A 23773-nucleotide genomic window follows, 5' to 3' on the forward strand; every position below is an offset into this window, starting at 1 on the left:
GCCATCCGCACCATGAATCGCAGCGAAACCATAGCCGGCCTCAATGGCCGGAACGGCCCCGCCGTGCTCGTGATCGGGGGCGGCATCAACGGCATCAGCGTCTTTCGCGAGCTGGCGCTGCAGGGTGTCGACGTGCTTCTGGCCGAGAAGGGCGACTATTGCTCGGGTGCCAGCGCGGCGCTGTCGCGCATGGTGCATGGGGGCCTGCGCTATCTCGAGAACGGCGAGTTCAAGCTGGTGCGCGAGTCCTTGCTGGAGCGCGACCGGCTGCTCAGGAACGCTCCGCATTTCGTGGCCCCCCTGCCGACGACGGTGCCGATCTTCGATGTCTTCTCCGGCATCACCAACGGCGCTTTCCGCTTCCTCGGCCTGACCCGGCGGCCGAGCCGGCGGGGTGCCGTGGTCATCAAGGCCGGCCTCGCCGTTTACGACATCCTGACTGCCAGCCGCCGGCTGATGCCTAGTCACATCTTCCGCAGCCGGACCGAAACGCTGAAGGCCTGGCCGGCGATCAATCCCGACATCCGCAACTCCGCGACCTACTACGACGCCTGGGTCAGCCGGCCCGAGCGGCTAGGCGTCGAGATGCTCAACGACGCGCTTGCTGCCAACCCGAGGGCGCGGGCGCTGAACCATGTCCATGTCGGCGGAGATGCCGGGGGCGTGAAGCTGGTCGACACGCTGACGGGTGAGACGATCCGGCTCGCGCCGCAGCTGATCGTCAACGCCACGGGCGGCTGGATCGACCTGACCAATTCGGGTCTCGGCGCTCACGCGCCGAGGATGATGGGCGGCACCAAGGGCTCGCATCTGATTGTTGCCAGCCGCACGCTGCATGACGCGCTTGCCGGCCACATGATCTACTACGAGAACGAGGACGGGCGCATCTGCATCCTGTTTCCCTATCTCGGCAACGTGCTGGTGGGCTCGACCGACATCCGCGTCGACGATCCCGACCAGGTGCGCTGCGAGGCTGACGAGCGCGACTACATCCTGCAGTCGCTGGCCTTCGTCTTTCCCGACATCCGCGTCGCGCCGGAGGAAATCGTCTTCCAGTTCGCTGGCGTTCGCCCGCTGCCGGCCAGCGACGACAGTTTCACCGGCCGCATCCCGCGTGACCATTTCTGCGAGGCCGTGCCGGCCAGTGGCGCGCTGCCCGAGATGCTGTGCATGATTGGCGGCAAGTGGACCACCTTCCGGTCGTTCGGGGCGCTGGCGGCCGACATGGCGCTGGAGCGGCTGGGCCTGAAGCGGGTCAAGGATACTGAGGAACTGGCGATCGGCGGCGGCCGCGATTTTCCTGTCGATGTCGAGCGCTGGATCATCGAGCAGGCCGTCGTTTCTGGCACCTCACCGGAACGGATGCGCAAGCTGTTTGAGCGCTACGGCACGGATGCGACGACGATTGCCGAAGGCGTCGGCGATGACGTGATGCTACCAGGCTGCAGCTACTCCGTCGGTGAACTCCGGCAGCTGATCGCGCGGGAGCATGTCGAGAAGCTCGACGACCTGCTGCTTAGGCGCACCACCATCGGCGTCACCGGCAAGCTGTCGTCCGAACTCGTCGCCCAGGCGCTCGACATCCTCGCCAAGGCCAAGGGTTGGGATGCAGCCCGCAGCGTCCGCGAGCACCATGAATTCCTCGCCCTGCTGGAAAGTCGGCACGGGCTCGATGCCACCAAACTCTCAGCAAGATCCGAAAGGAGCGCAGAATGCGCGTCAGCCCTAAAGTCCGCATGAACCGCCTGTTCGCCAACGGACGTTGCCTCGACGTCGCCATCGACCACGGCGTCTGCAACGAACCGTCCTTCCTCGACGGGCTGGAGGATGTCGCCGGCGTCGTCGACCAGCTGGTGGCTGCCCGCCCCGACGCCATCCAGATGAATTTCGGTCAGGCCGACCTGCTGCAGGAGCGGCCGGGCAAGGACAAGCCGGCGCTGGTCATGCGCATCGACATGGGCAATCCCTACAACAAGACCCGCCATCGCCACATGTGGGCCATGCTGCAGAACGAGCACGAGCCGCTGATCGGCGCGCTGGCCATGGATGCGGCCTGCGTGGTGGTCAACCTGTTCATGCTGCCCGACGAGCCAGACCTGTTCCGCCAATGCGTGCAGAACATTGCGCGCGTCCGCGCCGACTGCGACAAGTACGGAATGCCTTTGATGATCGAACCGCTGGCGATGCTGCCGGCCTCCGAGCGCGGGGGCTACATGGTCGATGGCGACGCCGAGAAGATCGTGACCCTGACCCGGCTCGCCCGCGAGATGGGCGCCGACATCGTCAAGGCCGACCCGACCACCGAGGCGGCCGATTTCCACCGCGTCGTCGAGGCGGCGCGCTGCCCGGTGCTGGTGCGCGGCGGCGGCAAGGAGGATCTGCGCGTCGTGTTCGACAAGTCCGCTGCGCTGATGGCGCAGGGCGCGCATGGCATGGTCTATGGCCGCAACATCTACCAGCACGCCAATCCGAGCGCGGTCGTGGCCGGGCTGATGGCGATCATCCACGAGGGCGCCGATGGCGCCACCGCCTGGGACCGCTACACCAGGGCGAACTAGCGCGCCGCTCCGCAAGCCGGGAAGGGGCTTGCCGGTCCGTGCCGATCAATCAGACAGAGCCCCGTTCCGCATCGGTCGGAATGGCATAGGCTCGAAGCCCTGGGAGGGTTTATGGGAGGATACATTCTCGGCCTCGATGCCGGCAACACCGTCATCAAGGCCGTGCTGTTCGACCTCGAAGGCCGCGAGCTGGCACTTGCCGCCAAGGATGGCCGTTCGAGCATGCCCAGGCCCGGCCATGTCGAGCGCGATCTGGGCGAACTGTGGCGCAATGCCGTCGAGGTCATCGGTGAGTGCATCGTCCGGTCAGGCGTCGCCGCTCGAGACATTCTGGCGGTCGGCTGCGCCGGCCATGGCAATGGGCTCTATGCGCTCGACCGCGATGGCGAACCGCTCGTCGGCATCCAGTCGTTGGACACGCGTGCCGCGCAACTGGTCTCGCAGTGGCAAAGCGAGGGCGTCGGCGAGCGCACCTATCCGCACTGCCTGCAGAAGCCCTGGGCGGCCCAGACGCCGACGTTACTGGCCTGGCTGAAACGCCACGATCCGGCGCTTTACGGGCGCATCGGCACCGTGTTCCTGTGCAAGGACTTCGTCGTCAACCGGCTAACCGGCGCCCGCTCGACCGATACGACCGACATGTCGGGCTGTGGCCTGCTCACGATGCCGGGCCGCCGCTACGAGCCTGAGCTGCTGGCTGCCTATGGCCTCGAGGATTGCGGCGGGATGCTGCCGCCGGTGCTGGAATCGGCCGAGATCGCCGGTCGCATCTCGCCCCAGGTCGCCGGCCTCACCGGCCTCGCCGAGGGCACGCCTGTCATCGCCGGCCTGTTCGACGTGGTCGCCAGCGCCATCGGCTCGGGAGTCACCCGCACCGGGGCCGCTTCCATCATCGCCGGCACCTGGAGCATCAACCAGGTCATCACCGACGAGCCGATCCGCGACCCCAGTATCTTCATGCTGTCGACCTACGACCCCGAGCGTTATCTCGCGATCGAATCCAGCGCCACCTCGGCTGCCAATCTCGAATGGATCGTGCGCGAGTTCTTTGAGCACGAACACGAGGCTGGCCGCTCGCCGTTCGAAGCCTGCGGCGAGCTGGTCGCCTCGGTCGATCCGGCCAGCGACGTGCCGATCTATCACCCCTATCTCTACGGCGCCCAGGCCAACGGCCAGGCGCGCGCCGGCTTCTATGGCATCGCCGGCTGGCACGGCCGCGCCCATCTGCTGCGGGCGCTGTTCGAAGGCGTGGTGTTCGAGCACCGTCGTCATGTTGAGACGTTGCGTGCCGCAGGTGCAATGGTCGACGAGGCGGTGCTGTCGGGCGGCGGCTCGCGCAGCGCCATCTGGCCGCAGATTTTCGCCGATGTACTCGGCCTGCCGGTGACGGTGGCGCGTAGCCGCGAGACCGGTGCGCTGGGGGCGGCGATTGCTGCTGCGACCGGCGTCGGCGTGTTCAAGGATTTTGCCGAAGGTGCCGGGGCGATGACGGCAGCGGCGCGTCATTATCGGCCCAATTGCGAAGTGGCGCAGGCCTATGGACGGCGCTACCGCCTTTATGGCGAAATCAACAAGGCGATGGGGCCGATGTGGCAGGGCATGGCGAGCGAACAGGTCGGGGCATGACCGCAAGCGATTTCGGGACATATGACTTCATCGTGGTCGGCGCCGGCTCGGCCGGCTGCGTGCTGGCCAACCGCCTGTCCGCCAATCCGAAAAACCGCGTGCTTTTGCTCGAGGCCGGCGGCAGCGACCGCTACCACTGGGTCGATATCCCGATCGGCTATCTCTACTGCATGGGCAACCCGCGCACCGACTGGCTGATGAAGACCGAGGCCGAACCGGGCCTGAACGGGCGGGCGCTCAACTATCCGCGCGGCAAGGTGCTGGGCGGCTGCTCGTCGATAAACGGCATGATCTACATGCGCGGCCAGGCCGCCGACTATGACGGCTGGCGTCAGGCCGGCAATGTCGGCTGGGGCTGGAACGATGTGCTGCCCTATTTCCTGAAGTCAGAGGACTATCACGGCACGGCCTCCGCCGGGCACGGCAGGGGCGGCGAATGGCGGGTCGAACGCCAGCGCCTGTCCTGGCCGATCCTCGACGCCTTCCGCGATGCGGCGGAAGAGATCGGCGTTCCGCGCACCGACGATTTCAACCAGGGCAACAATGAGGGCTCGGGCTATTTCGAGGTCAACCAGAAGGAGGGCGTGCGCTGGAACACGTCCAAGGCCTTCCTGCGGCCGATCCTCAACCGGCCCAATTTGCGTGTCGTCACCGGCGCCGAGACGGAGCGGTTGGTGCTTGACGGGCGGCAGGTGCACGGTGTCGTTTTCCGCCTCGACGGCAAGCTATATCAGGCAAAGGCCGGCGAGACGATCCTCGCTGCCGGCGCCATCAACTCGCCCAAGATCATGGAACTGTCGGGCATCGGACGGCCCGATGTTCTCGCAGGGCTGGGCATCGACGTCGCCCACCAACTCGACGGCGTTGGCGAGAACCTCCAGGACCATCTGCAGATCCGCACCGTCTTCAAGGTCCACAATGCGGCGACGTTGAACCAGCGCTACCACAACCTGTTCAGCCGCGCGGCGATGGGCATCGAATATGCGCTGAGGCGCTCCGGTCCGCTGTCGATGGCGCCGAGCCAGCTCGGCATCTTTGCCCGCAGCGATCCACGGCTCGAAACGCCCGATCTCGAATATCACGTCCAGCCACTCAGCACCGACCGGCTGGGCGAGCCGCTGCACCGTTTCCCGGCGGTCACTGTCTCGGTCTGCAACCTCAGGCCCGAGAGCCGCGGCACGGTGCATGCCGTCTCAGCCGACCCGGCTGCACCGGCGGCGATCCGCCCGAACTACCTGTCGACCGAAGGCGACCGCGAGGTCGCGGTGGCGTCCATCCGCCATGTCCGCAAACTGATGTCGACCAGGGCCATCGAACATTTCGCGCCCGAGGAGATCCTGCCCGGGCCGGCGATTGCCAGTGACGCCGACGTGCTTAGGAAGGTCGGCGACATCGCCACCACGATCTTCCACCCCGTCGGCACCTGCAGGATGGGCTCGGATGCCATGTCGGTGGTCGATGGCCGGCTCCGCGTCCACGGCCTCTCCGGCCTGCGCGTCGTCGATGCCTCGATCATGCCGTCGATCGTCTCGGGCAACACCAACTCGCCCGTCATCATGATCGCTGAAAAGGCGTCGGAGATGATTCTGACGGATGCCGCCTAACCGGCTGGGGTCTTGGGACGCTACCCCGTGATGACCGTGGCGGCAGCGGGTAAGCAGCCGTCCCCGCACCTCAGGTTGGCATGGCCGCCGTGCCGTTCGGCGCAGCTTTCTGCCGTGGGAAGTCGTAGCCATTGGCCTTGGACGTCAGGTAGCCCGCGCCCACAAGCGCTTCCGCTATCTTCACGGCCGCCGTAACGCCGTCGATGACGGGCACTCCGGTCCGTGCCGTCAGCCGCTCGCACAGTCGCGACATGCCCGCGCAGCCGAGGATGATCGCCTCGGCGCGGTCCTGTGTCTTTGCGAGTTCGATCTCGTCGATCAGCAGGCGCTCCGCCTTTTCCGGTTCTTCCTCCAGGCCCAGAACCGGCAGGTCGATGGCACGGACGGCGCGGCAATGATGCCCGGCGCCATAGGCCTGCACGATGTCCTCGATGATCGGCACTGAGCGGGGAAGGGTGGTGACGACGGAAAAGCGGCGGCTGATGGTCATTGCGACCTGCACGGCGGCCTGGCAAATGCCGATCACCGGTCCCTTGGCGATTTCTCGAGCAGCGTGCAGCCCCGGATCGTCGAAGCAGGCGATGACATAGGCATCCACGCCCTGAGCCTCGCCGCGGCGAATTTCCGACAGCATGCCCGGTACCGCCAAAGCCTCGTCGAAGCCGCCTTCGATGCTGACGGGCGTGCCGCTCGGGTTGACGGCAGTGACCTGCGTGTCCGGATTGGCTACGCGCAAGGCGCTTCCGAGCGCCTGGGCTGTCATGGAGGCCGTCGAATTGGGGTTGATCAGGCGAATATGCACGTTGAATTTCCTAGTGCGCGCTTCCTAAGCCGCGAAAAATGCTGAAGGGCCGGCGCCCGCGATGCGGTCCGGCGGATTGGCGCGATGGCGGTTGACATTTTTCTACCCATGCCGAATGTCCATCGCCGTGGCAGGGGCAGGTGAATGGCAGATCAAACGGGCATTTCCGCGCAGCACATTGTCGAAAAGGTCTGGCTTTCGATCGCCGAACGCAGGTTGCGGCCGGGCGTGCAACTGAAGGAAGGCCAGCTGGCGACCATCTTCGACGTCAGCCGCGCCCGCATCCGCCAGGCACTTTCGGCGCTCGAGCGCGAAGGTCTCGTGACCATAATCCCGAACAGGGGCGCCTTCGTCTGCCAGCCCTCCGTCGATGACGCCCACGATGTCTTCGCCGTCCGCCGCTCGGTGGAGCGGTGCGTGGTCGAGCGCATCGGCAAGTTGGCCTCGAAGGCTGACATCGACAGGCTGCGCAGCCATGTCGCGAGCGAACGCGTCGCCAACGCGAAGGACGTGACCACCGACATCATCAAGCTGTCGGGCGGCTTCCACCTGCTCCTGGCCGAAATCTCGGGCTCCGATTTCCTCTTCGGCATGATGCGCGACCTGATCTCGCGGACGTCGCTCATCACCGCCGTGTACCGCAACACCGCACGCTTCAACTGCGGCCCCGACGAACATGCCGAGATCGTCGAGGCGATCTCCATCGGCGATGTCGCGAGGGCTTCGCGGCTGATGGAGCATCATCTCGAGCATGTCGAATCGGAGCTCGACCTGCGGGAAGTGCGCGACCTGTCCCACGACCTGAAGGCCGCGCTCGCGTAGCCGTTGATCCGCCGCTCGATCATTCGTCCCCCGCCAGATGGCAGGCGACGTGCGTTCCATTGCCGAGCGTCCTCAATTTGGGCAGTTCCGCCGAGCAGCGGGCGGTCGCCATCGGGCATCGCGGATGGAATGGGCAGCCTGACGGCGGCTTGAGCGGGCTCGGCACTTCGCCCGCAGCCACGGTCCTGTCGCGATGCGGATGCTGGATGTTCGGGATCGTCTGGAGCAGCAGTTGCGTATAGGGATGGCGCGGCCGGGCGAACAGTTCCTCGGTCTCGCCCTCTTCGACGATGCGGCCGAGATACATCACCGCGATGCGGTCGGACATGTGCCGCACCACGCTCATGTCGTGGCTGATGAACAGGTAGGTCAGCCCGAACTCATCCTGCAGGCGGCGCATCAGGTTGAGCACCTGCGCCTGCACGGACACGTCGAGTGCCGAGGTCGGCTCGTCGCAAACCAGGAAGCGGGGTTCGCTCGCCAAGGCGCGCGCGATCGAGATGCGTTGCCGCTGCCCGCCGGAGAACTCATGCGGGAACTTCTCGCCGTCGGACGCCGACAGGCCGACGGTGCGCAGCAGTTCCTCGACGCGTTCGGTGATCTCGGCCGAAGATTTGCGCAGCTTCATTTCACGCAAGGGCTCGGCGATGATGTTCTTGACTCGCCAGCGCGGGTTGAGCGACGCATACGGGTCCTGGAAGATCATCTGCGCCGAGAGCGGCTTGCCGTCCCGGCCGGTGGCGAAACGCATCTCGCCGCTGTCGGGCCTGTAAAGCCCCGTAACCAGCCGCGCCACGGTGGACTTTCCGCAACCGCTTTCGCCGACCAGGCTCAGGCAGCCGCCCATCGGCACGGCAAAACTCACGTCGTTGACGGCCTGGAGCAACTGCCTGGGCTTGCGCTCGATCACGCGGTTGAGCCAGGGCGCGGAAACGTCGAACGTCTTGAAGAGGCGGTCGACCTTCAGGGCCGGCGGTGTTGCGGGCATGGCGGTCATGCGGTTCCTCCTGCATTCAGCCAACAGGCGCTGGCTCCGGCTCCGGCCGGCAGCAGGCTGGGTCGCTCCCGCACGCAGCGCGGCCCTGCCTGCTTGCAGCGCGGATTGAAGGCGCAGCCCGGCGGGATCGCGTCGAGGCGCGGCATCGATCCGTCGATCTGGTTGAGATGCTTGACCCGCGCGCCAAGCGCCGGGATCGAGGCCATGAGCCCGCGCGTGTAGGGATGCATCGGCTCGTGCAGAACCTTGTCGACCGGCCCGATTTCGACCAGGCGACCGGCATACATCACCGCGATCCTGTCGGCCGTTTCGGCAATCACGCCCATGTCGTGGGTCACCAGCATCACAGCCGTCCGCTTTTCCTTGCACAGCCTGCGCAGCAGCGATGTGATCTGCGCCTGGATCGAGACGTCGAGAGCCGTGGTCGGTTCGTCGGCGATGATGAGCTTCGGCGAAGCGGCGAGCGCGAGCGCAATGACCACGCGTTGCCGCATGCCGCCCGAGAACTGGTGTGGATACTGGTTGACGCGTTCCTCCGGCGAGGGAATTCCCACGTCCTTCAGGAGAGCAACGGCCCGCGCCTTGGCCTCTGCCTTGCCCATGCCGAGGTGCTGGCTGATCGTCTCGGTCAGCTGCGCGCCGACGGTGAACAGGGGATTGAGCGAGGTCAGCGGGTCCTGGAAGATCGCGCCGATCTCGCGCCCGCGGATCTTTTCCATCTCACGATCGGCCAGATTGTCGATGCGGCGATCGCCCAGCCAGATCTCACCCTCGGCGATGCGGCCCGGCCGATCGAGCAGGCCCTGTATTGCCAGGCCCGTCATCGACTTGCCTGCACCGGACTCGCCGACGACGCCGAGTATCTCGCCCGGCCGTATTGACAGGCTCACATTGGAAAGCGCCGTGGCGACGCCGTGACGACCCGGAAATTCCACCTTGAGGTCGCGGACCTCAAGCACCGGCTTCTCGGTTTCAGCCATTGGGGTTGACCTCGACAGGGTAGCTTGGAGGGAAGATCTCCGACACCGGCGGATGGGCCCAACTGCGCTCGGGATATTTCGCGACGAGCCCGTTGAACTGTTTCTGTGCCCGCAGCCGCGCCGCCTTCATGTCGATGCCGGCGACCTCGCCGAAGCGCATCGACAGCCGGCCGTCGACGAACACCGCCTGCGTGACCTTGCCCGAGCCGCCCGTGACCAGCGTCGTGATCGGATCGATGGACGGCGCCATCACGGCGTCGTCGAGGCCGAAGACGGCAATGTCGGCCCGCGCGCCCGGCGTGAGGCGCCCAAGATCGTCGCGGCCGAGCGCCTTTGCGCCGCCCATGGTGGCGGCGTCGAAAAGGTCGGCGCATCGGACCCGGTCCGGGGCGCGATCGTTGATCCTGCAGGTGATGAGGCCGACCAAGAGGTTCATCAGCATGTCGGCGGGCGTCGTGTCCGTGCCCATCGCAATGTTGATGCCGCGCTCCCGGCACTTGGAGAACGAGTTCAGCGTGCTGCCGCCGCGCCCCGAAACCAGTGGGCAATGAACGATCGAGACCCCGTTGGCGGCGTAGAGGCCGAGATCGTCCTCGGTGGCGTTCGTTGCATGCGGCGCAATCAGCCGGTCGTTGAGCAGGCCTTCGCGCTCTAGCCAGACGGGGGCGGTCGTGCCATGCAGCTTGCGCACCGTCTCGACTTCCATGGCGCCCTGCGCCATGTGCAGGCGGATCTTGCAGCCGAGCTCGCCTGCGGCTGCCTGGGTACGGCGCAGGAGTTGCGCCGTGCAGGTCTCGACGCGGTCCGGCACGAGCAAGCCGCGGACCAGGTCATCGAAGCGGCCCGTCTGCCGGCCGATATAGTCGACGGCGTCGCGCAGGCCCTTGAGGCCGCGCTCCTCGTCGAACACCGGCACCATCTGGCCGGGCGCATCCAACACCATGCCGCCGGCGCGATAGGCCGGGCTCAGATAGACCCGGAGGCCGAGGTCGCCGGCGGCATCGGCCGCGGCATCGAACTCGGCGACCGTCTCGCCCCATTCGCGATAGAACAGCGAGGCGATGGGCGCTGCCGTGGTGATACCGTTCAGCAGCAGCTGGCCGAAGGCAAACCGCTTCTGGAATGCCAGCTCTTCCTGCGAATACATCTCGTAGGGACCGGCCTCGACATAAGAGCGCGGCCAGACCCGCCCCTTGGCCCAGCCGGGGTGGTGGTCGATGCCGAGGATGGTCGTATCCAGGTCCGACAGCGCGTCGAGATCGATGAAGCCGGGGCTGACGAGCGCGTTGCCGAAATCGATCCGCCGGGCAACCTCGCCGGGGAACTTCGTGCCGACGAAGACGATCTGGCCACCGTCGATCACGAGCTCGCCATTCGGGACAAGACGGTGGCAGCCGTCGCGGTGCCCTAGCACCCAGGAGGCTGTGATGAGGGTCCGCCCTTCGGGGCGTTTGCCGAGCGAAAGCGAGTCCAGAACCTGACGGGTCATGGCAATTCCACCATTGGAACGCCGTCGCGCGCGGTGACGCGGCCGGCCTTGATGACGAGCGGACGCGGATCGACGTTGACGACGGCATGCGCGAGCGTCTCGCCGCCGAGCAGGGTGAGGTCGGCGTGGCAGCCCTCGGCCAGGCCGTAGCCGTCGATGCGCATCACATCCGCGCCGCCCTGCGAGACGATGTGCAGCATATGCTCCAGCTCGCGGTCCGAGCGCAGACCGTTCTTCATTCCGATGACCTTGGCGCGGTCGATCATGTCGGGCTGGCCCCAGGGGCCCCAGGTGTCGCGGATGCCATCGCATCCGGCGCCGACGCGGACGCCGGCCTGCTTGAGGCGCATGACCGAGGGTACGGTCGCGGACGGCGCGCCCGTCGTCAGGATGGCCACGTCGAGCGTCGCGATCTCGTCGATGAGCTGGCCGACGCGCAGATAGTCGTTCATGCCGAGCGCGAAGGCGTGGCTGATGGCGACCTTGCCCTGCATGCCGTTGGCGCGGATGCGCTCGAAGATGAGCTCCATGGTGAAGGCACCGAGGTCGCCGGCCTCATGGAGATGGATGTCGATCGGGCATTGGTGCTTCACCGCCAGCGCGAAGATGGCGTCGAGCTGGCCTTTCGGATCGCGGTCGATGCCACACGGATCGATGCCGCCCAGGACCTCGCAGCCCTGCGCCAGCGCCGCGTCGAGCAGTTCCAGCGTGCCCGGCATCACCATGATGCCCGACTGCGGAAATGCGACGATCTCGATGTCGATGATGCCCTTGAGCTTCTCGCGGGTTTCCATCACGCCGTCGACGATGGCGAGGCCATGGACCGGGTCGATGTCGACGTGGCTGCGGATGTGGGTGGTGCCATGAGCGACCAGGCCGATGGCGTGGCGCATCGACTGGCGGTGCGGATCGATGCCGATGGCGCTGCGGTTCTCCCGCTCGTAGTCGATGCGCTCGCGCAGCACCGCACGCCGGTTGTTTTCATGCCAGGGCATGCCCCAGGTGGTCTTGTCGAGATGCGTGTGCGCGTCGATGAGGCCGGGAATGGCGATGGCGCCGCCGCCATCCTCGACCGCCATGCCGGGATCAGGCTCGAAATGACCGATGCCAGCGATCCGGCCGGCGCGGATCAAAAGATCGCTGACCGTACCCCCGAAAGGCCGGACATTGCGGAGCAACAGGTCGTTCATGGGCAGCTTACCTCAGTTTCGGATTGAGCACGTCGCGCAGCCAGTCGCCGAGGAGATTGACGACGACGACGAGCAGGCAGAGCTGGATCACCGGGAACAGGACGATCCACCACGAGCCGGAGAACAGATACTGGTTGCCGATGCGGATCAGCGTGCCGAGTGACGGCTGGCCCGGCGGCATGCCGATGCCCAGGAATGACAGCGTCGCCTCGGTCAGGATTGCCATGCCGAAGTTCAGCGTGGCGGCGACCAGCACCGGCGTCAGCGTGTTGGGCAGGATATGGCGCGCCAGGACGCGGCGGGCCGGCACCTTCAACAGCTTGGCCGCCTGGACGTATTCCTTGCTGCGCTCCACGATCGTCTGGGCGCGCACCGTGCGTGCGTATTGCACCCATGCGGAAAGGGCGATCGCCAGCACCAGCACAGCCGAAGCGCCGATCTCGCGCAAGTCGGCGGGAAGCAACTGGCGCACCACCGTCGATACGAGGATCGCGATCAGGATGGTCGGGATGGACAGGGTGATGTCGCCGAAGCGCATCAGCACGTTGTCCACGAAGCCGCCGAAGAAGCCGGCGACCAGCCCGGCCGTCATGCCGATCAGGAGCGAGAGAGCCACCGAGGTAAGGCCGATCACGATCGAGATCCGCGTGCCGTAGAGGATGGCCGACAGCATGTCGCGCCCTTGCGTGTCGGTGCCGAGCAGATAGGGCCACTCGCCGCCCTCCTGCCACACCGGCGGCAGCTCCGCCTTCCACATGTCGAGCTGGGCGGCGTCGTACGGGTTCTGCGCGGCAAACAGCGGCGCAAAGGCCGCGGTGACGATGAGCACGGCGAGGATCGCCGCGGCAACCATCGCCGTCTTGCTGCGCGTGAACGACCACCAGACGTCGCTGTTGCGCACACGTTGCAACATCGTCCGCCGCGGGGCGATTGCGCCCGTCCGGGATTTCGGCGTTTCGACAGTCATGGACCTGTCCTTCCGGCGATCAGCGGGCGTTGCGCAGGCGCGGGTCGATCACCGCGTAGGTGATGTCGACCAGCGTGTTCAGCGCGACGAAGATGAAGGAAATGATGCACAGGTAGGCGGCCATCACCGGAATGTCGATGAAGGTCACGGCCTGGATGAAGAGCATGCCCATGCCCGGCCACTGGAAGACCGTCTCGGTGATGAGAGCGAAGGCGATCAGCGAACCGACATTCATGGCAGTCATCGTCACAACCGGCATCAGGCAGTTCCTGAGCGCATGGCGGAAATGGATGCGCCAACGCGGTATGCCCCTGGCGCGTGCAAACTTCACATAGTCGGAGCGCAGCACTTCCAGCATTTCGGCGCGCACCAGACGCATGATCAGCGTGATCTGGTAGAGCGAGAGCGCGACCGCCGGCAAGAGCAACGCCGCCCTGCCGGATGACGTGAGCAGCCCGGTTGACCACCAGCCGAGCTGGACGACGTCGCCGCGGCCGAAGGCGGGCAGCCAGCCGAGACTGACCGAGAACGCGAGGATGAGAAGGATGCCGACGACGAAGCTTGGCAGCGATACGCCGACGATCGAGACGAATTGCAGTGTCTCCGTGTACCACTTCCCGCGTTTTATGGCTGTGAGGACACCTAGCGGAATGCCCACCACGAGCGAGATCAGTGTGGCGACCAGCACCAGCTCGAGCGTCGCCGGGAAGCGGTCGGCGATCAGCGTCAGCACGTCCTGGCCGTTGCGGTAGGAGATGCCGAAGTCGCCCTGAGCCGCATTCACGACGAAGCGGGCGAACTGTGTGGGGATGCCATCGTTCAGGCCCAGCCGTTCCCGCAGGCTGTCGCGGTCGGCCTGTGTCATCTGCTCGTTGGCCATCAGCTCCACCGGATCGCCCGCAAGGCGGAAGATCAGGAAAGCCAGCATCGCGACAGCGAGCATGACCATGATCGCATTGGCGATGCGGGTGATGATGAAAACCAGCATGTCAAGCCTCGCAAGCTGTGCGGGAGCCGGAGCGCCATGTGCTCCGGCTCCGCGCCAGGGTTATTCCGCGAAATTGGTCAGCCAATGACGCGGCTTGTTGTCTGCGAGCTGCGCGATCCGGTCGATCTTCTTGCTCATGACCCAGGCCATCGGCTGCTGATGCAGAGGCAGCATGATCATCTCGTCCTTGGCCATCTGGAGCGCCTTGGTCTGCAGCTCGAGACGCTTCGTCCGGTCCATCTCGGTCGATGCCTGAACGATCAGCTTGTCGATCTCCGGATAGCTCCAGCCGCCCCAGTTGAAGACGCCGGCCTTGTCGCTCTTGGTCTCGATCATCTGCAGCAGGATCGAATAGCTGTCGAGCATCGGCTCGTTCGCCCAGCCGATCAGGTAGGCGTCGGACAGCCCGCCCGTGCGCTTGGGCGCCTGCGCGGCCGTCGGAGCGATGTCGAGCTGCGGCTTGAAGCCGGCGCGGCTCAACATGTTGACGATGCCCTGGCAAAGCTCCTCTTCGTTGACATAGGCCTCGTTGGTGCAAACGAGGGTGAAGGGGAGGTCGCTGGCGCCGGCTTCGGCAAGCAGCTTCTTCGACATGTCGGGGTCGAACGGAACGACGGTGTCCAGCGCCTCGGCGTAGCCCGGGATCTCCGGCGCGATGATCGCGCCCGCGGTCCTCGATTTGCCGCGCATGACGCGCTTCTGGATCAGTTCCTTGTCCAGCGCATAGGCGAATGCCTGGCGGACGCGCAGGTCGTTGAACTTGTTGTCGGTGCCGTTCGCCAGCTTGGGCTTGCGGTTGAAGCCGACCATCACGGTGCGCAGGTCGGTGCGCTCCATCACCTTCAGGTCAGGCTGCGCGACAAGGCGCGGCAGGTCCTGTGCCGGCGCGTTCTCGGTGAAGTTGATTTCGCCCGACAGCAGTGCCGCGACACGCGTCGCAGCCGAGGTGATCGGCGTGAATTCGATGCGGTCGATGTTGGACTGCGACTTGTCCCACCAGTCGGGGTTCTTGACGAGCACCGTCTTGCTGTCCGGCACACGGCTCTCGAGCTTGTACGGCCCGGTCCCGTTGGTGTTGTAGGTCGCGTATCCCTCGATCTTCTTGCCGACGTCCGTGGGCTTCTCGGAATTGTTGTCCTTCAGCCAGGTAGCGTCGAAGATGTGGATGTTGGTCAGGTCGTTGAGCAGCAGCGGGTAGGGGCCGACCAGCTCGATGTCGATGGTGTAGTCGTCCACCTTCTTCGCGGACTTGTAGGCCGGAAGGTTGCCACGCAGCGGAGACACCGGATCGCTGACCCGGGTGAGCGAAGCGATCACGTCGTCTGCCGTGAAGTCGGCACCGTTGTGGAACTTCACGCCCTGGCGCAGGCGGAACCTCCAGACGTTGTCCGCCACGGTCTCCCAGGATGCCGCCAGCGCCGGCTCGATCTTGAGGTTGGCGTCGTAGCGGACGAGGCCTTCATAGACGTGGTTGAGGAAGGCAATCGTGTAGCTGTCGCCATAGGAATAGGGGTCGAGCGAATAGATGTCGCGCGAGGCACCCCATTTGAGCGTCGCCGCCTGGCCGGCCGTGGATAGCGCGGCCGCCATGAAGGCCGCGAGGGTCAGTTTCTTCAGCATTCTGCAGTTCTCCCTTTTGAGGTCATCGTTCCCCTTGGCGGGGTTCTTCTTCTTTTTTGAAGACAGGGACGGCCGGAGGGCCGTCCGGCTATGGGCGTTCGGCTATTCGCCGAGACGGGTCAGCCAGTGGCGCGGCTTGTTGTCGGCGCGGATCACCACCTGCTCGACCCGTTCGGACATCGCCCAGGCCATCGGCTGCTGGTGCAGCGGGATCATGATCAACTCGTCCTTGGCGAGCTTGAGTGCCGCCGTTTCGATCGCCAGGCGCTTTTCGCGGTCGGGCTCCTTGGCCGCCTGATCGACCATCTTGTCCAGTTCGGGATAGGACCAGCCGCCGTAGTTGGCGACACCCGCCGCGCCGCTGCGGGTTGAGAGGACCTGCACGAGGATCGAATAGGCATCCAGCGTCGGCTCGTTGGCCCAGCCGATCATGTAGACGTCGGACTTGCCGCTGGAGCGCTTGGGCGCCTGGGCGGCGCGCGGCCCGATGTCGACGTTCGGCTTGAAGCCTGCGCGCGTCAGCATGTTGACGATGCCGGCGCAAACGTCCTCCTCGTTCACGCTTTCGTCGTTCATGCAGAGATAGGTGAAGGCGAGATCCGACTGGCCGGCGTCGGCCAGCAGCTTGCGTGAAAGCTCGGGGTCGTAGGCCGACGGCTTGTCGAGTTCGGCGCTGTAGCCCGGGATTTCCGGCGCCACGAGAGTGCCGGCTGGGTGCGCGAGGCCACGCATGACCTTCTTGTTGATGAGCTCACGGTCGATGGCGTGGTCGAAGGCCTGGCGCACGCGCAGGTCGTTGAAGGGGTTTTTCCTTCCGTCCTCCAGCTTTTCGCGACGGTTGAAGGCGATGGAGACCGTGCGCAGGTCGGAGCGCTTGTCGACCTTGATGCCGGGCGCGGCCTCGAGCCGCGGCAGATCCTGGATCGGGGCCGAGTCGACAAGATCGACCTCGCCCGAAAGCAGTGCCGCGACGCGGGTCGCCGGCGATCCGATCGGGGTGAATTCGATGCGGGTGAGATTATGCTTCTTCTCGTCCCACCAGCCGTCGTTGACGACCAGCACGGTCTTGCTGTCCGGCACGCGGCTCTCGAGCTTGAACGGCCCCGTGCCGTTGGTGTTGTAGGTCGCGTAGCCCTCGACCTTGGCGCCAACGTCGGTCGGCTTCTCGCTGTTGTTGTCGACGAGCCATTGAGCGTCGAACATGAAGATGTTCGTCATGTCGTTGAGGAACAGCGCCGACGGCGAGGAGACCTCGATCTCGACCGTATAGTCGTCGATCTTCTTCGAGCCGACATAGAGCGGGATGTTGCCGCGCAGGGGCGAGGTCGGATCGCTGACGCGCTTCAGCGAGGCGATCACGTCGTCCGCGGTGAATTCGGCGCCATTGTGGAACTTGACGCCCTGGCGCAGCTTGAAACGCCAGATCTTGTTGTCGATCAGCTGCCATTCGGTCGCCAGGGCCGGCACCACCTCGAACTCGGGCGTGTAGCGCACGAGGCCTTCATAGATGTGATTGAGGAAGGCCAGGTTCGACGTGGAACCGTAGGAATAGGGGTCGAGCGAGAAAATGTCGCGCTGGCCGGCCCAGCGCAGCATGTTCGCATGCGCGGCCGTGGCCAGAAGCCCCACGGATACCGCTGTCGCGATGGTCTTCCAAAGTCTCCGCATCACACTGCTCCTCCCTAGCTTGTGCTTGCAGGGGCCAGTTTGTTTACGCAGCGAGGCAGTGTCAACCAAATTGTCGACAATAATGGGTACTATTTTTTATATTTTTGTAGACAGTTGAAATCTCCGACCGATTGGGGAGGCGCTCCGACGTCGCGTTTGGCCGCACTTCATCGGACGGGATCAGGCGCCGAACAGGGGCGTGTCATCGTCCGGGTCGGTTGTGCTTGAAATGAGCAGGCAATGAGCACATATTGACCCAATGAAGTTCAAATCTTGCACTGGGAGTGCGCGATGACTGCTCAGAGCCTCGGCGTTTCTGCGGCCCATTTCGGCGACAGCCGCACGCCCTTCCTGTCGGCACGGCGGGTTTCCGAGCAACTCGGCGTGACGCAGTCGGAGCTTGCCCGCCTCGTCGGGGTGGCCCGAAACACGCTGGCTGCACGTTCCGGCGCGCGCAAGGTGGACCAGGCGCTGAGCCCGGTGGTGCGCATCCTGGCGATGGCGTCGGAGATGGCCGGCGACGACCATCGTGCGGTGATCTGGTTCAAGCACCAGCCGATCCCGGGCTGGGCCGGCAAGACGGCCTACGACCTGGTGGGCGAGGGCAAGGCGGACAAGGTCCTGGCCTATCTGGAGGCGGTGCGCTCCGGCGTCTATGCCTGAAAAGGAGCGGCCGAAAAGCCGGACCTTGTGGCGGGCCTTCGTGCCGCGCTGGGCCTATCTGCCGCTTTCCGGGGAGGGGGCGGCGCGTTTCGGGGGGCGCTGGAACCCGGTCGGCGCGCCAACGCTCTATGCGGCTTGCGAACTCTCCACCGCGTGGGCCGAATACAATCAGGGTTTCGTGCAGCATCCGGCGCTGATCGCGCAGCTGGAACTGAGCGACGCCAGGCTCGCGGATCTGACGGAGGCAGTCGTACTTGCCGAACTTGGCATCGATGCGGCGATCCATCGTTGCGAGTGGCGGGCCGATCTCGACGAAGGCCGAGAACCCGAAACGCATGCGCTTCGGCAACGGCTGCTCGCGGAGGGTTTCGACGGGGTCGTCTATCCGTCCTTCATGTCGCCCGGCGGCAGTTGCGTGGCGCTATGGCACTGGAACGGTTCGGGAAAGCCTTCGGTGAAGGTCATCGACCCCGAGCAGCGCCTTCCGAGGACGCCGGCGTCGTGGGTGTAGCCTTGCAGTCCGGTGTCATCGTCCAGGAGTCGGTAGGCACACGGTCGAGCGCGTCAGGAAGCGCTTCTCGCGGCCATTGTCGAGTGAGAACATGCCGCCGCGCCCGGGCACCACGTCGATGATCAGGTCGGTGTGCTTCCAGGTCTCGTATTGCGAGGCGCTGATGTAGACCGGCGTGTCGCCGATGGTACCCATCAGCACGTCGAGGTCGCCGACGATGAAATCCGAACGCGGGTAGCACATCGGCGAGGAACCGTCGCAGCAGCCGCCGGACTGGTGGAACAATACTGGTCCGTGGTCGGCGATGATCTCGTCGAGCAGGGCGACGGCGTCAGGCGTGGCGGAGACCTTGTCGAGAGGAGGATGCGAGGACATGGCGCGGGTTTCGGCGTTGCGGCTAGCCATCCTCTTCCCGTTCACGGGGAGAGGATGCCGGCAGGCAGGTGAGGGGCAGCGCGGACCTCGACGGTCGAGCCGGCCCCTCATCCGTCACTTCGTGACACCTTCTCCCCGCGAGCGGGGAGAGGGAAGAACGCTCAGAAGAAGCCAAGTTTCTTCGGGCTGTAGCTGACCAGCATGTTCTTGGTCTGCTGGTAGTGGTCGAGCATCATCTTGTGGGTCTCGCGGCCGATGCCCGACTGCTTGTAGCCGCCGAAGGCGGCGTGCGCCGGATAGGCGTGGTAGCAGTTGGTCCAGACGCGACCGGCCTGGATGGCGCGACCGAAGCGGTAGAGCCGGTTGGCGTCGCGACTCCAGATGCCCGCACCGAGGCCGTAGAGCGTGTCATTGGCGATCGACAGCGCATCGTCGTCATCCTTGAAGGTCGTGACCGAGACCACCGGCCCGAAGATCTCCTCCTGGAAGATGCGCATCTTGTTGTGGCCTCTGAACACGGTCGGCTTGACGTAGTAGCCGCCGGCAAGGTCACCCGGCAGGTTGGCGCGTTCGCCACCGGTCAGGAGCTCGGCGCCTTCCTGGCGACCGATGTCCATGTAGGACAGGATCTTTTCCAACTGCTCCGACGAGGCCTGCGCGCCGATCATGGTGGCTGGGTCGAGCGGGTCGCCCTGGATGATTGCCTCGACGCGCTTCAGCGCGCGCTCCATGAACTTGTCGTAAACCTTCTCGTGCACCAGCGCCCGGCTCGGGCAGGTGCAGACCTCGCCCTGGTTGAGCGCGAACATGACGAAGCCTTCGATGGCCTTGTCGAAGAAGTCGTCGTCTTCCGCCGTCACGTCCTGGAAGAAGATGTTGGGCGACTTGCCGCCGAGCTCGAGCGTCACCGGAATGAGGTTCTGGCTGGCGTATTGCATGATCAGCCGGCCGGTCGTGGTCTCGCCGGTAAAGGCGATCTTGGCGATGCGCGGGCTCGATGCCAGCGGCTTGCCGGCCTCGAGGCCGAAGCCGTTGACGATGTTGAGCACGCCTGCGGGCAGAAGATCGCCGATCAGGTCGGCCCACAGCATGATGGTGGCGGGTGTCTGCTCGGCCGGCTTCAGCACCACGCAGTTGCCGGCTGCAAGGGCCGGGGCCAGCTTCCAGCACGCCATCAAGAGCGGGAAGTTCCATGGGATGATCTGGCCGACGACGCCGAGCGGCTCATGGAAATGATAGGCGACGGTGTCGTTGTCGATCTCCGAGATCGACCCTTCCTGGCCGCGCAGGACGCCGGCGAAATAGCGGAAATGGTCGATGGCGAGCGGCACGTCGGCGGCGGTCGTCTCGCGGATCGGCTTGCCGTTGTCCCAGGTCTCGCCAAGCGCCAGGAGGTCGAGGTTTTCCTCCATGCGGTCGGCGATGCGGTTGAGGATCAGGGCGCGCGTCGCCGGCGCGGTCTTGCCCCAGGCGTCCTTGGCCTTGTGGGCGGCATCGAGTGCCGCCTCGATGTCGGCGGCGTCGGAGCGGGCGATCTCGCCCAGCGGTCGGCCGGTGACCGGCGAGAGGTTTTCGAAATAGCGACCGGCCTTCGGCGCCACCCACTCACCACCGATGTAGTTGTCGTAGCGCTTGGCGAAGGGGATCTTGGCCGCGCGCGAGAATTCCACCTTGTTCATCTCTTCCTCCCGAAGATCGCACCGCGGGATGCGGCGCCCGAGAGGAGAGTGCCAAGTTGCCGGCCGATGTCAGCCGGGACCCGGCAGGAGGCGGAGCTCATGTGTCGCAGATCTGCGACAGATGGAGCGAGGAAAGATCAGTTCGGTCGCTGCAGCCCCAGCCGGACGAGCTTGCGGTGCAAGGTCGCGCGTGAAATGCCGAGCGCTTCGGCCGCGGCAGAGACGTTGCCTTCGGATCGCGCCAAGGCGCGCTGGACTGCGCTGCGCTCTGCCCCGGCCAGGTCTTTCGACGCGGCTGCGTGGGTTCCAAGCAGGTCCGCGGCCGGCATCGGCCTGGCCATCATCTGCGGCGTCAGGCCGAGCGCCTGCCGCGCCGCACGCGTAGCGCCGATCACAAGGTCGTCGCCATCGACGGCAAGCAGGGCTGCGGGCGAGTTTTCGGGGGTAGGCGCGATCAGGATGCGCGCTGCTGGGAAGCACAGCCGGAAGTTCTCGGCCTCAATGCGGCGCACGGCGTCGCCCACGGCCACCGAGATCAAGTTGATGAAGCCGTCGGTCTGGTCGGCCCGGCACGACGAGACGTCGAGTGCAGCGGCGAGCTGGCCCTCATGGTCGTAGATCGGCGCCGTCGTGCAGGAGAGCAGCGTGTTGCGGCTCAGGAAATGCTGGTCGCGGTGAATGGTCAGCGCGCGCTGCTCGACCAGGCAGGTGCCGATGCCGTTTGTGCCCTCGCACTCTTCGCTCCACACCGTACCGGTCCATAGCCCCCAGTCCTCGAAGGTTTCGTCGTCGGCCATGGCACCACGCCGCTCCACCGGCACGCCGTCGCGGTCGGCGAGCAGCACGCAGCAGCCGACGCCGCCCACGGCGAGATAGAGGCGGTCGAGGCTTGCCTGTGCGGCGGCCAGCAGCCGTCCGATGCGCTCACGTGCGACCGAAAGCTCCGAATCGGTCAGGCGTCGCGGCGGGCTGCGGTACGCCGGATCCAGCCGGTGCAGGGACGACGAACGCCGCCATGAGGCAACAAGCGCGGATCGGGCCGCCTCGCTGGACCGTAGCGCGGTCTGGATCCGGTCCACATGCTCGACGACAACGCTCGCGTTCATGCGCCCCTCCCAAGGCGTTGCCTGCATAGCCTGTCCGGCTGAAAGCCGGCGGCCAAATTGCATCGGACGGCAGCGTCAGGTCAATTGGTCCTTAGACCAAGGGTTGGGGCCTCACCACTCGGCGAAGGAGCCGTCGGCGTGGCGCCAGACGGGATTGCGCCAGCGGTGGCCTTCCTTGGCGCGTTCCTTGACGTAGTCCTCGTCGACATCGACGCCGAGGCCGGGACCGTCGGGGATGGCGACGAAGCCGTCCTCGTAGCGGAACACGTCCTTGTTCCTGGCGTAGTCGATCAGGTCGTTGGCCTTGTTGTAGTGGATGCCGAGGCTCTGTTCCTGGATGAAGGCGTTGTAGCTGACGGCGTCGAGCTGCAGGCAGGCGGCGAGCGCGATGGGGCCGAGCGGGCAATGCGGCGCAACGGCGACGTCGTAGGCCTCCGCCATGGCCGCGATCTTGCGGCATTCGGTGATACCGCCAGCATGGGAGAGATCAGGCTGGATGATGTCGACCACGCCTTCCTCGAAAACGCTCTTGAAGTCCCAGCGGCTGTAGAGGCGCTCGCCGAGCGCGATCGGCGCCGACGACAGGGCGGCGATCTCCTTCAGCGCCTCGCGGTTCTCGCTCAGCACCGGCTCTTCGATGAACATCAGCCGGTAGGGTTCGAGTTCCTTGACCAGTATGCGCGCCATGGGGCGGTGGACGCGGCCGTGGAAATCGACGGCGATGCCGACATGCGGGCCGACGGCCTCGCGCACCATGGCGACACGCTCGACGGCGGCGTCGATTTTGTCGTGGCTGTCGACGATCTGCAGCTCCTCGGTGCCGTTCATCTTGAGCGCGGTGAAGCCACGGGCCACCACGTCCTTCGCGCCGTCGGCGACCTCGGAAGGACGGTCGCCGCCGATCCAGGAATAGACCTTGATTCGGTCGCGGCATTTGCCGCCGAGCAGTTCATGCACCGGCACGCCGAGTGCGCGGCCCTTGATATCCCACAGCGCCTGGTCGATGCCGGCGATGGCGCTCATCAGGATCGGGCCGCCGCGATAGAAGCCGCCGCGGTACATGACGTTCCAGTGGTCCTCGATCAGGCGCGGATCCTTGCCGACCAGGTAGTCGGCAAGCTCGTGCACCGCGGCCTCGACGGTCAGGGCGCGGCCCTCGACCACCGGCTCGCCCCAGCCGCTGATACCCTCGTCGGTCTCGATCTTGAGAAACAGCCAGCGCGGCGGGACGATGAAGGTCTTCAACGCAGTGATCTTCATGATGCAGGCACTACTCCGGATGGGCTCGCGCCCGTTCAGTCTTGCTTGTGCTGGCTCTTGGCGCGGGCGAGGTCGCGCGCGGCCAGGTCGAGGATCTCGTCGGCTGCCTTGCGCGCCGCCGCGCCGTCGCGCATGCGCAGCGCCTCGATCACGCCGAAGTGCACCTTCACCGCCTCGTCGCGCCGGTCGACGGAACTGGCTGTCGCCTCGAGGGCGAAGTTCAGCGCCGTCTCGATCATTCCGCCGATCTGGCGGAAGATCGGGTTGTGACAGGCTCCGTAGAGCACTTGGTGAAATACGGCGTCGGAGCGGGCGAAGCGACCGACGTCGCTGCCGGCGGCCTCCATGCCTTTCCAGGCGGCTTCGAGGTCGGCGATCTCCTGCAGCGAGGCGCGTTGAGCCGCGAGTTCGGCGACCAGCGGCTCGATGGCGCGGCGCGTCTCGAGGATGGAGTCGAACAGTGCCGGATCGATGCTGTTCGGTGCGTGCCACTCGAGCACCTGCGGGTCGATGATGTTCCAGTTGTCGCGCTCGCAGACGACGGTGCCGATGCGCGGGCGGCTGAGCACCAGGCCCTTGGCCGCCAGCGTCTTCAGCGCTTCGCGGATGACGGTGCGGCTGACGCCATGCTCGGTGCAGAGATCGTTCTCGCTCGGGAGCGTCGAGCCGACGGGATAGCTGCCGGACAGGATTTCGGAGGCGATCGCCCTGACTACGTCGGGCAAGACGCGCGGTCGGCGTGGCTTCGGCGCTGGACCTGCAATTTCGGCCGTAGCATTGGCCATCAGTTATTCCTCCCCCGGCATTGTATTCTCGTTCTTATGTGCGCGCTGCACGCCGGACAATGCTGGTTGCGACCGTATTTCCG

The 23773-nt window shown here is 65.7% G+C and carries 21 protein-coding genes; 7 read left to right on the forward strand and 14 right to left on the reverse strand.

Annotation, left to right across the window (positions count from 1 at the left end):
* The first annotated feature begins 12 nt into the window (after positions 1-12).
* The 4 genes from AmiPiv_RS09305 to AmiPiv_RS09320 all read left to right on the forward strand — a co-directional run bounded on the left by AmiPiv_RS09305 (position 13) and on the right by AmiPiv_RS09320 (position 5788).
* The gene (locus tag AmiPiv_RS09305) at positions 13-1740 is read left to right on the forward strand and encodes a glycerol-3-phosphate dehydrogenase/oxidase (protein ID WP_340037105.1); all 1728 of its coding nucleotides are present in this window, start codon (positions 13-15) and stop codon (positions 1738-1740) included.
* Positions 1713-2558, forward strand: coding sequence for a class I fructose-bisphosphate aldolase (locus AmiPiv_RS09310; RefSeq protein ID WP_340037106.1), 846 nt, complete (start codon positions 1713-1715; stop codon positions 2556-2558). Before AmiPiv_RS09305 ends, AmiPiv_RS09310 begins: the two co-directional genes overlap by 28 nt.
* 111 nt (positions 2559-2669) lie before the next feature.
* A complete protein-coding gene (locus AmiPiv_RS09315) occupies positions 2670-4184 on the forward strand; it encodes an FGGY-family carbohydrate kinase (protein WP_340037107.1) in 1515 nt (504 codons plus the stop codon).
* Positions 4181-5788, forward strand: coding sequence for a GMC family oxidoreductase (locus AmiPiv_RS09320; RefSeq protein WP_340037108.1), 1608 nt, complete (start codon positions 4181-4183; stop codon positions 5786-5788). The genes AmiPiv_RS09315 and AmiPiv_RS09320 overlap by 4 nt, the downstream gene beginning before the upstream one ends.
* A gap of 70 nt (positions 5789-5858) precedes the next feature.
* Here AmiPiv_RS09320 and AmiPiv_RS09325 read toward each other — a convergent pair whose 3' ends face one another.
* Positions 5859-6590 (reverse strand): aspartate/glutamate racemase family protein, encoded by a 732-nt coding sequence (locus AmiPiv_RS09325; RefSeq protein ID WP_340037109.1) that lies wholly within the window; start codon positions 6588-6590, stop codon positions 5859-5861.
* A 144-nt stretch (positions 6591-6734) separates the two neighbouring features.
* Here AmiPiv_RS09325 and AmiPiv_RS09330 point away from each other — a divergent pair, with 144 nt between their 5' ends.
* Positions 6735-7412: a GntR family transcriptional regulator gene (locus tag AmiPiv_RS09330; protein ID WP_340037110.1), complete on the forward strand. Its 678-nt coding sequence runs from the start codon at positions 6735-6737 to the stop codon at positions 7410-7412.
* 19 nt (positions 7413-7431) lie between these two features.
* Here AmiPiv_RS09330 and AmiPiv_RS09335 read toward each other — a convergent pair whose 3' ends face one another.
* The 8 genes from AmiPiv_RS09335 to AmiPiv_RS09370 form a co-directional block, all read right to left on the reverse strand.
* Positions 7432-8409 carry an ABC transporter ATP-binding protein gene (locus AmiPiv_RS09335; RefSeq protein WP_340037111.1) on the reverse strand — a complete coding sequence of 326 codons (978 nt, stop codon included), beginning with the start codon at positions 8407-8409 and terminating at the stop codon, positions 7432-7434.
* Positions 8406-9389: an ABC transporter ATP-binding protein gene (locus tag AmiPiv_RS09340; RefSeq protein WP_340037112.1), complete on the reverse strand. Its 984-nt coding sequence runs from the start codon at positions 9387-9389 to the stop codon at positions 8406-8408. The genes AmiPiv_RS09335 and AmiPiv_RS09340 overlap by 4 nt, the downstream gene beginning before the upstream one ends.
* On the reverse strand, positions 9382-10878 hold the full coding sequence (locus AmiPiv_RS09345; protein WP_340037113.1) for an amidohydrolase family protein: 1497 nt from the start codon (positions 10876-10878) through the stop codon (positions 9382-9384). The genes AmiPiv_RS09340 and AmiPiv_RS09345 overlap by 8 nt, the downstream gene beginning before the upstream one ends.
* Positions 10875-12068 (reverse strand): amidohydrolase family protein, encoded by a 1194-nt coding sequence (locus AmiPiv_RS09350; protein WP_340037114.1) that lies wholly within the window; start codon positions 12066-12068, stop codon positions 10875-10877. Before AmiPiv_RS09350 ends, AmiPiv_RS09345 begins: the two co-directional genes overlap by 4 nt.
* A 7-nt stretch (positions 12069-12075) precedes the next feature.
* Complete coding sequence (locus AmiPiv_RS09355) at positions 12076-12981, reverse strand: ABC transporter permease (protein ID WP_445206936.1); 906 nt, start codon at positions 12979-12981, stop codon at positions 12076-12078.
* Between the two features lie 73 nt (positions 12982-13054).
* Complete coding sequence (locus AmiPiv_RS09360) at positions 13055-14023, reverse strand: ABC transporter permease (protein WP_340037116.1); 969 nt, start codon at positions 14021-14023, stop codon at positions 13055-13057.
* A 60-nt stretch (positions 14024-14083) separates the two neighbouring features.
* On the reverse strand, positions 14084-15643 hold the full coding sequence (locus AmiPiv_RS09365; protein ID WP_340037117.1) for an ABC transporter substrate-binding protein: 1560 nt from the start codon (positions 15641-15643) through the stop codon (positions 14084-14086).
* A gap of 102 nt (positions 15644-15745) precedes the next feature.
* On the reverse strand, positions 15746-17311 hold the full coding sequence (locus AmiPiv_RS09370) for an ABC transporter substrate-binding protein (protein WP_340037118.1): 1566 nt from the start codon (positions 17309-17311) through the stop codon (positions 15746-15748).
* A 291-nt stretch (positions 17312-17602) separates the two neighbouring features.
* On the opposite strand from AmiPiv_RS09370, the gene AmiPiv_RS09375 reads away from it, so the two are divergent.
* The gene (locus AmiPiv_RS09375) at positions 17603-17974 is read left to right on the forward strand and encodes an antitoxin Xre-like helix-turn-helix domain-containing protein (RefSeq protein ID WP_340037119.1); all 372 of its coding nucleotides are present in this window, start codon (positions 17603-17605) and stop codon (positions 17972-17974) included.
* Complete coding sequence (locus tag AmiPiv_RS09380) at positions 17967-18485, forward strand: RES family NAD+ phosphorylase (RefSeq protein WP_340037120.1); 519 nt, start codon at positions 17967-17969, stop codon at positions 18483-18485. The genes AmiPiv_RS09375 and AmiPiv_RS09380 overlap by 8 nt, the downstream gene beginning before the upstream one ends.
* 15 nt (positions 18486-18500) lie before the next feature.
* Here the strand turns inward: AmiPiv_RS09380 and AmiPiv_RS09385 are convergent, their stop codons facing one another.
* From AmiPiv_RS09385 to AmiPiv_RS09405, 5 genes are all read right to left on the reverse strand, one after another.
* Positions 18501-18890 (reverse strand): DUF779 domain-containing protein, encoded by a 390-nt coding sequence (locus tag AmiPiv_RS09385; RefSeq protein WP_445206931.1) that lies wholly within the window; start codon positions 18888-18890, stop codon positions 18501-18503.
* A gap of 131 nt (positions 18891-19021) precedes the next feature.
* Positions 19022-20539: an aldehyde dehydrogenase gene (gene adh, locus AmiPiv_RS09390; protein WP_340037121.1), complete on the reverse strand. Its 1518-nt coding sequence runs from the start codon at positions 20537-20539 to the stop codon at positions 19022-19024.
* 137 nt (positions 20540-20676) lie between these two features.
* Positions 20677-21645 (reverse strand): GAF domain-containing protein, encoded by a 969-nt coding sequence (locus AmiPiv_RS09395; RefSeq protein WP_340037122.1) that lies wholly within the window; start codon positions 21643-21645, stop codon positions 20677-20679.
* Between the two features lie 111 nt (positions 21646-21756).
* A complete protein-coding gene (gene dgoD / locus AmiPiv_RS09400) occupies positions 21757-22905 on the reverse strand; it encodes a galactonate dehydratase (RefSeq protein WP_340037123.1) in 1149 nt (382 codons plus the stop codon).
* Between the two features lie 35 nt (positions 22906-22940).
* Positions 22941-23690 carry a FadR/GntR family transcriptional regulator gene (locus AmiPiv_RS09405; RefSeq protein WP_340037124.1) on the reverse strand — a complete coding sequence of 250 codons (750 nt, stop codon included), beginning with the start codon at positions 23688-23690 and terminating at the stop codon, positions 22941-22943.
* Positions 23691-23773: the final 83 nt, after the last annotated feature.

This window comes from Aminobacter sp. Piv2-1, assembly GCF_037625995.1.
GTDB lineage: Bacteria > Pseudomonadota > Alphaproteobacteria > Rhizobiales > Rhizobiaceae > Aminobacter.

Coding starts and splice junctions, on each gene's coding strand:
- AmiPiv_RS09305 (WP_340037105.1), top strand. CDS start 13: ATGAATCGCAGCGAAACCATAGCCGGCCTCAATGGCCGGAACGGCCCC.
- AmiPiv_RS09310 (WP_340037106.1), top strand. CDS start 1,713: ATGCGCGTCAGCCCTAAAGTCCGCATGAACCGCCTGTTCGCCAACGGA.
- AmiPiv_RS09315 (WP_340037107.1), top strand. CDS start 2,670: ATGGGAGGATACATTCTCGGCCTCGATGCCGGCAACACCGTCATCAAG.
- AmiPiv_RS09320 (WP_340037108.1), top strand. CDS start 4,181: ATGACCGCAAGCGATTTCGGGACATATGACTTCATCGTGGTCGGCGCC.
- AmiPiv_RS09330 (WP_340037110.1), top strand. CDS start 6,735: ATGGCAGATCAAACGGGCATTTCCGCGCAGCACATTGTCGAAAAGGTC.
- AmiPiv_RS09335 (WP_340037111.1), bottom strand. CDS start 8,409: ATGACCGCCATGCCCGCAACACCGCCGGCCCTGAAGGTCGACCGCCTC.
- AmiPiv_RS09340 (WP_340037112.1), bottom strand. CDS start 9,389: ATGGCTGAAACCGAGAAGCCGGTGCTTGAGGTCCGCGACCTCAAGGTG.
- AmiPiv_RS09345 (WP_340037113.1), bottom strand. CDS start 10,878: ATGACCCGTCAGGTTCTGGACTCGCTTTCGCTCGGCAAACGCCCCGAA.
- AmiPiv_RS09350 (WP_340037114.1), bottom strand. CDS start 12,068: ATGAACGACCTGTTGCTCCGCAATGTCCGGCCTTTCGGGGGTACGGTC.
- AmiPiv_RS09355 (WP_445206936.1), bottom strand. CDS start 12,981: ATGTTGCAACGTGTGCGCAACAGCGACGTCTGGTGGTCGTTCACGCGC.
- AmiPiv_RS09360 (WP_340037116.1), bottom strand. CDS start 14,023: ATGCTGGTTTTCATCATCACCCGCATCGCCAATGCGATCATGGTCATG.
- AmiPiv_RS09365 (WP_340037117.1), bottom strand. CDS start 15,643: ATGCTGAAGAAACTGACCCTCGCGGCCTTCATGGCGGCCGCGCTATCC.
- AmiPiv_RS09370 (WP_340037118.1), bottom strand. CDS start 17,311: ATGCGGAGACTTTGGAAGACCATCGCGACAGCGGTATCCGTGGGGCTT.
- AmiPiv_RS09375 (WP_340037119.1), top strand. CDS start 17,603: ATGACTGCTCAGAGCCTCGGCGTTTCTGCGGCCCATTTCGGCGACAGC.
- AmiPiv_RS09380 (WP_340037120.1), top strand. CDS start 17,967: ATGCCTGAAAAGGAGCGGCCGAAAAGCCGGACCTTGTGGCGGGCCTTC.
- AmiPiv_RS09385 (WP_445206931.1), bottom strand. CDS start 18,890: ATGGCTAGCCGCAACGCCGAAACCCGCGCCATGTCCTCGCATCCTCCT.
- adh (WP_340037121.1), bottom strand. CDS start 20,539: ATGAACAAGGTGGAATTCTCGCGCGCGGCCAAGATCCCCTTCGCCAAG.
- AmiPiv_RS09395 (WP_340037122.1), bottom strand. CDS start 21,645: ATGAACGCGAGCGTTGTCGTCGAGCATGTGGACCGGATCCAGACCGCG.
- dgoD (WP_340037123.1), bottom strand. CDS start 22,905: ATGAAGATCACTGCGTTGAAGACCTTCATCGTCCCGCCGCGCTGGCTG.
- AmiPiv_RS09405 (WP_340037124.1), bottom strand. CDS start 23,690: ATGGCCAATGCTACGGCCGAAATTGCAGGTCCAGCGCCGAAGCCACGC.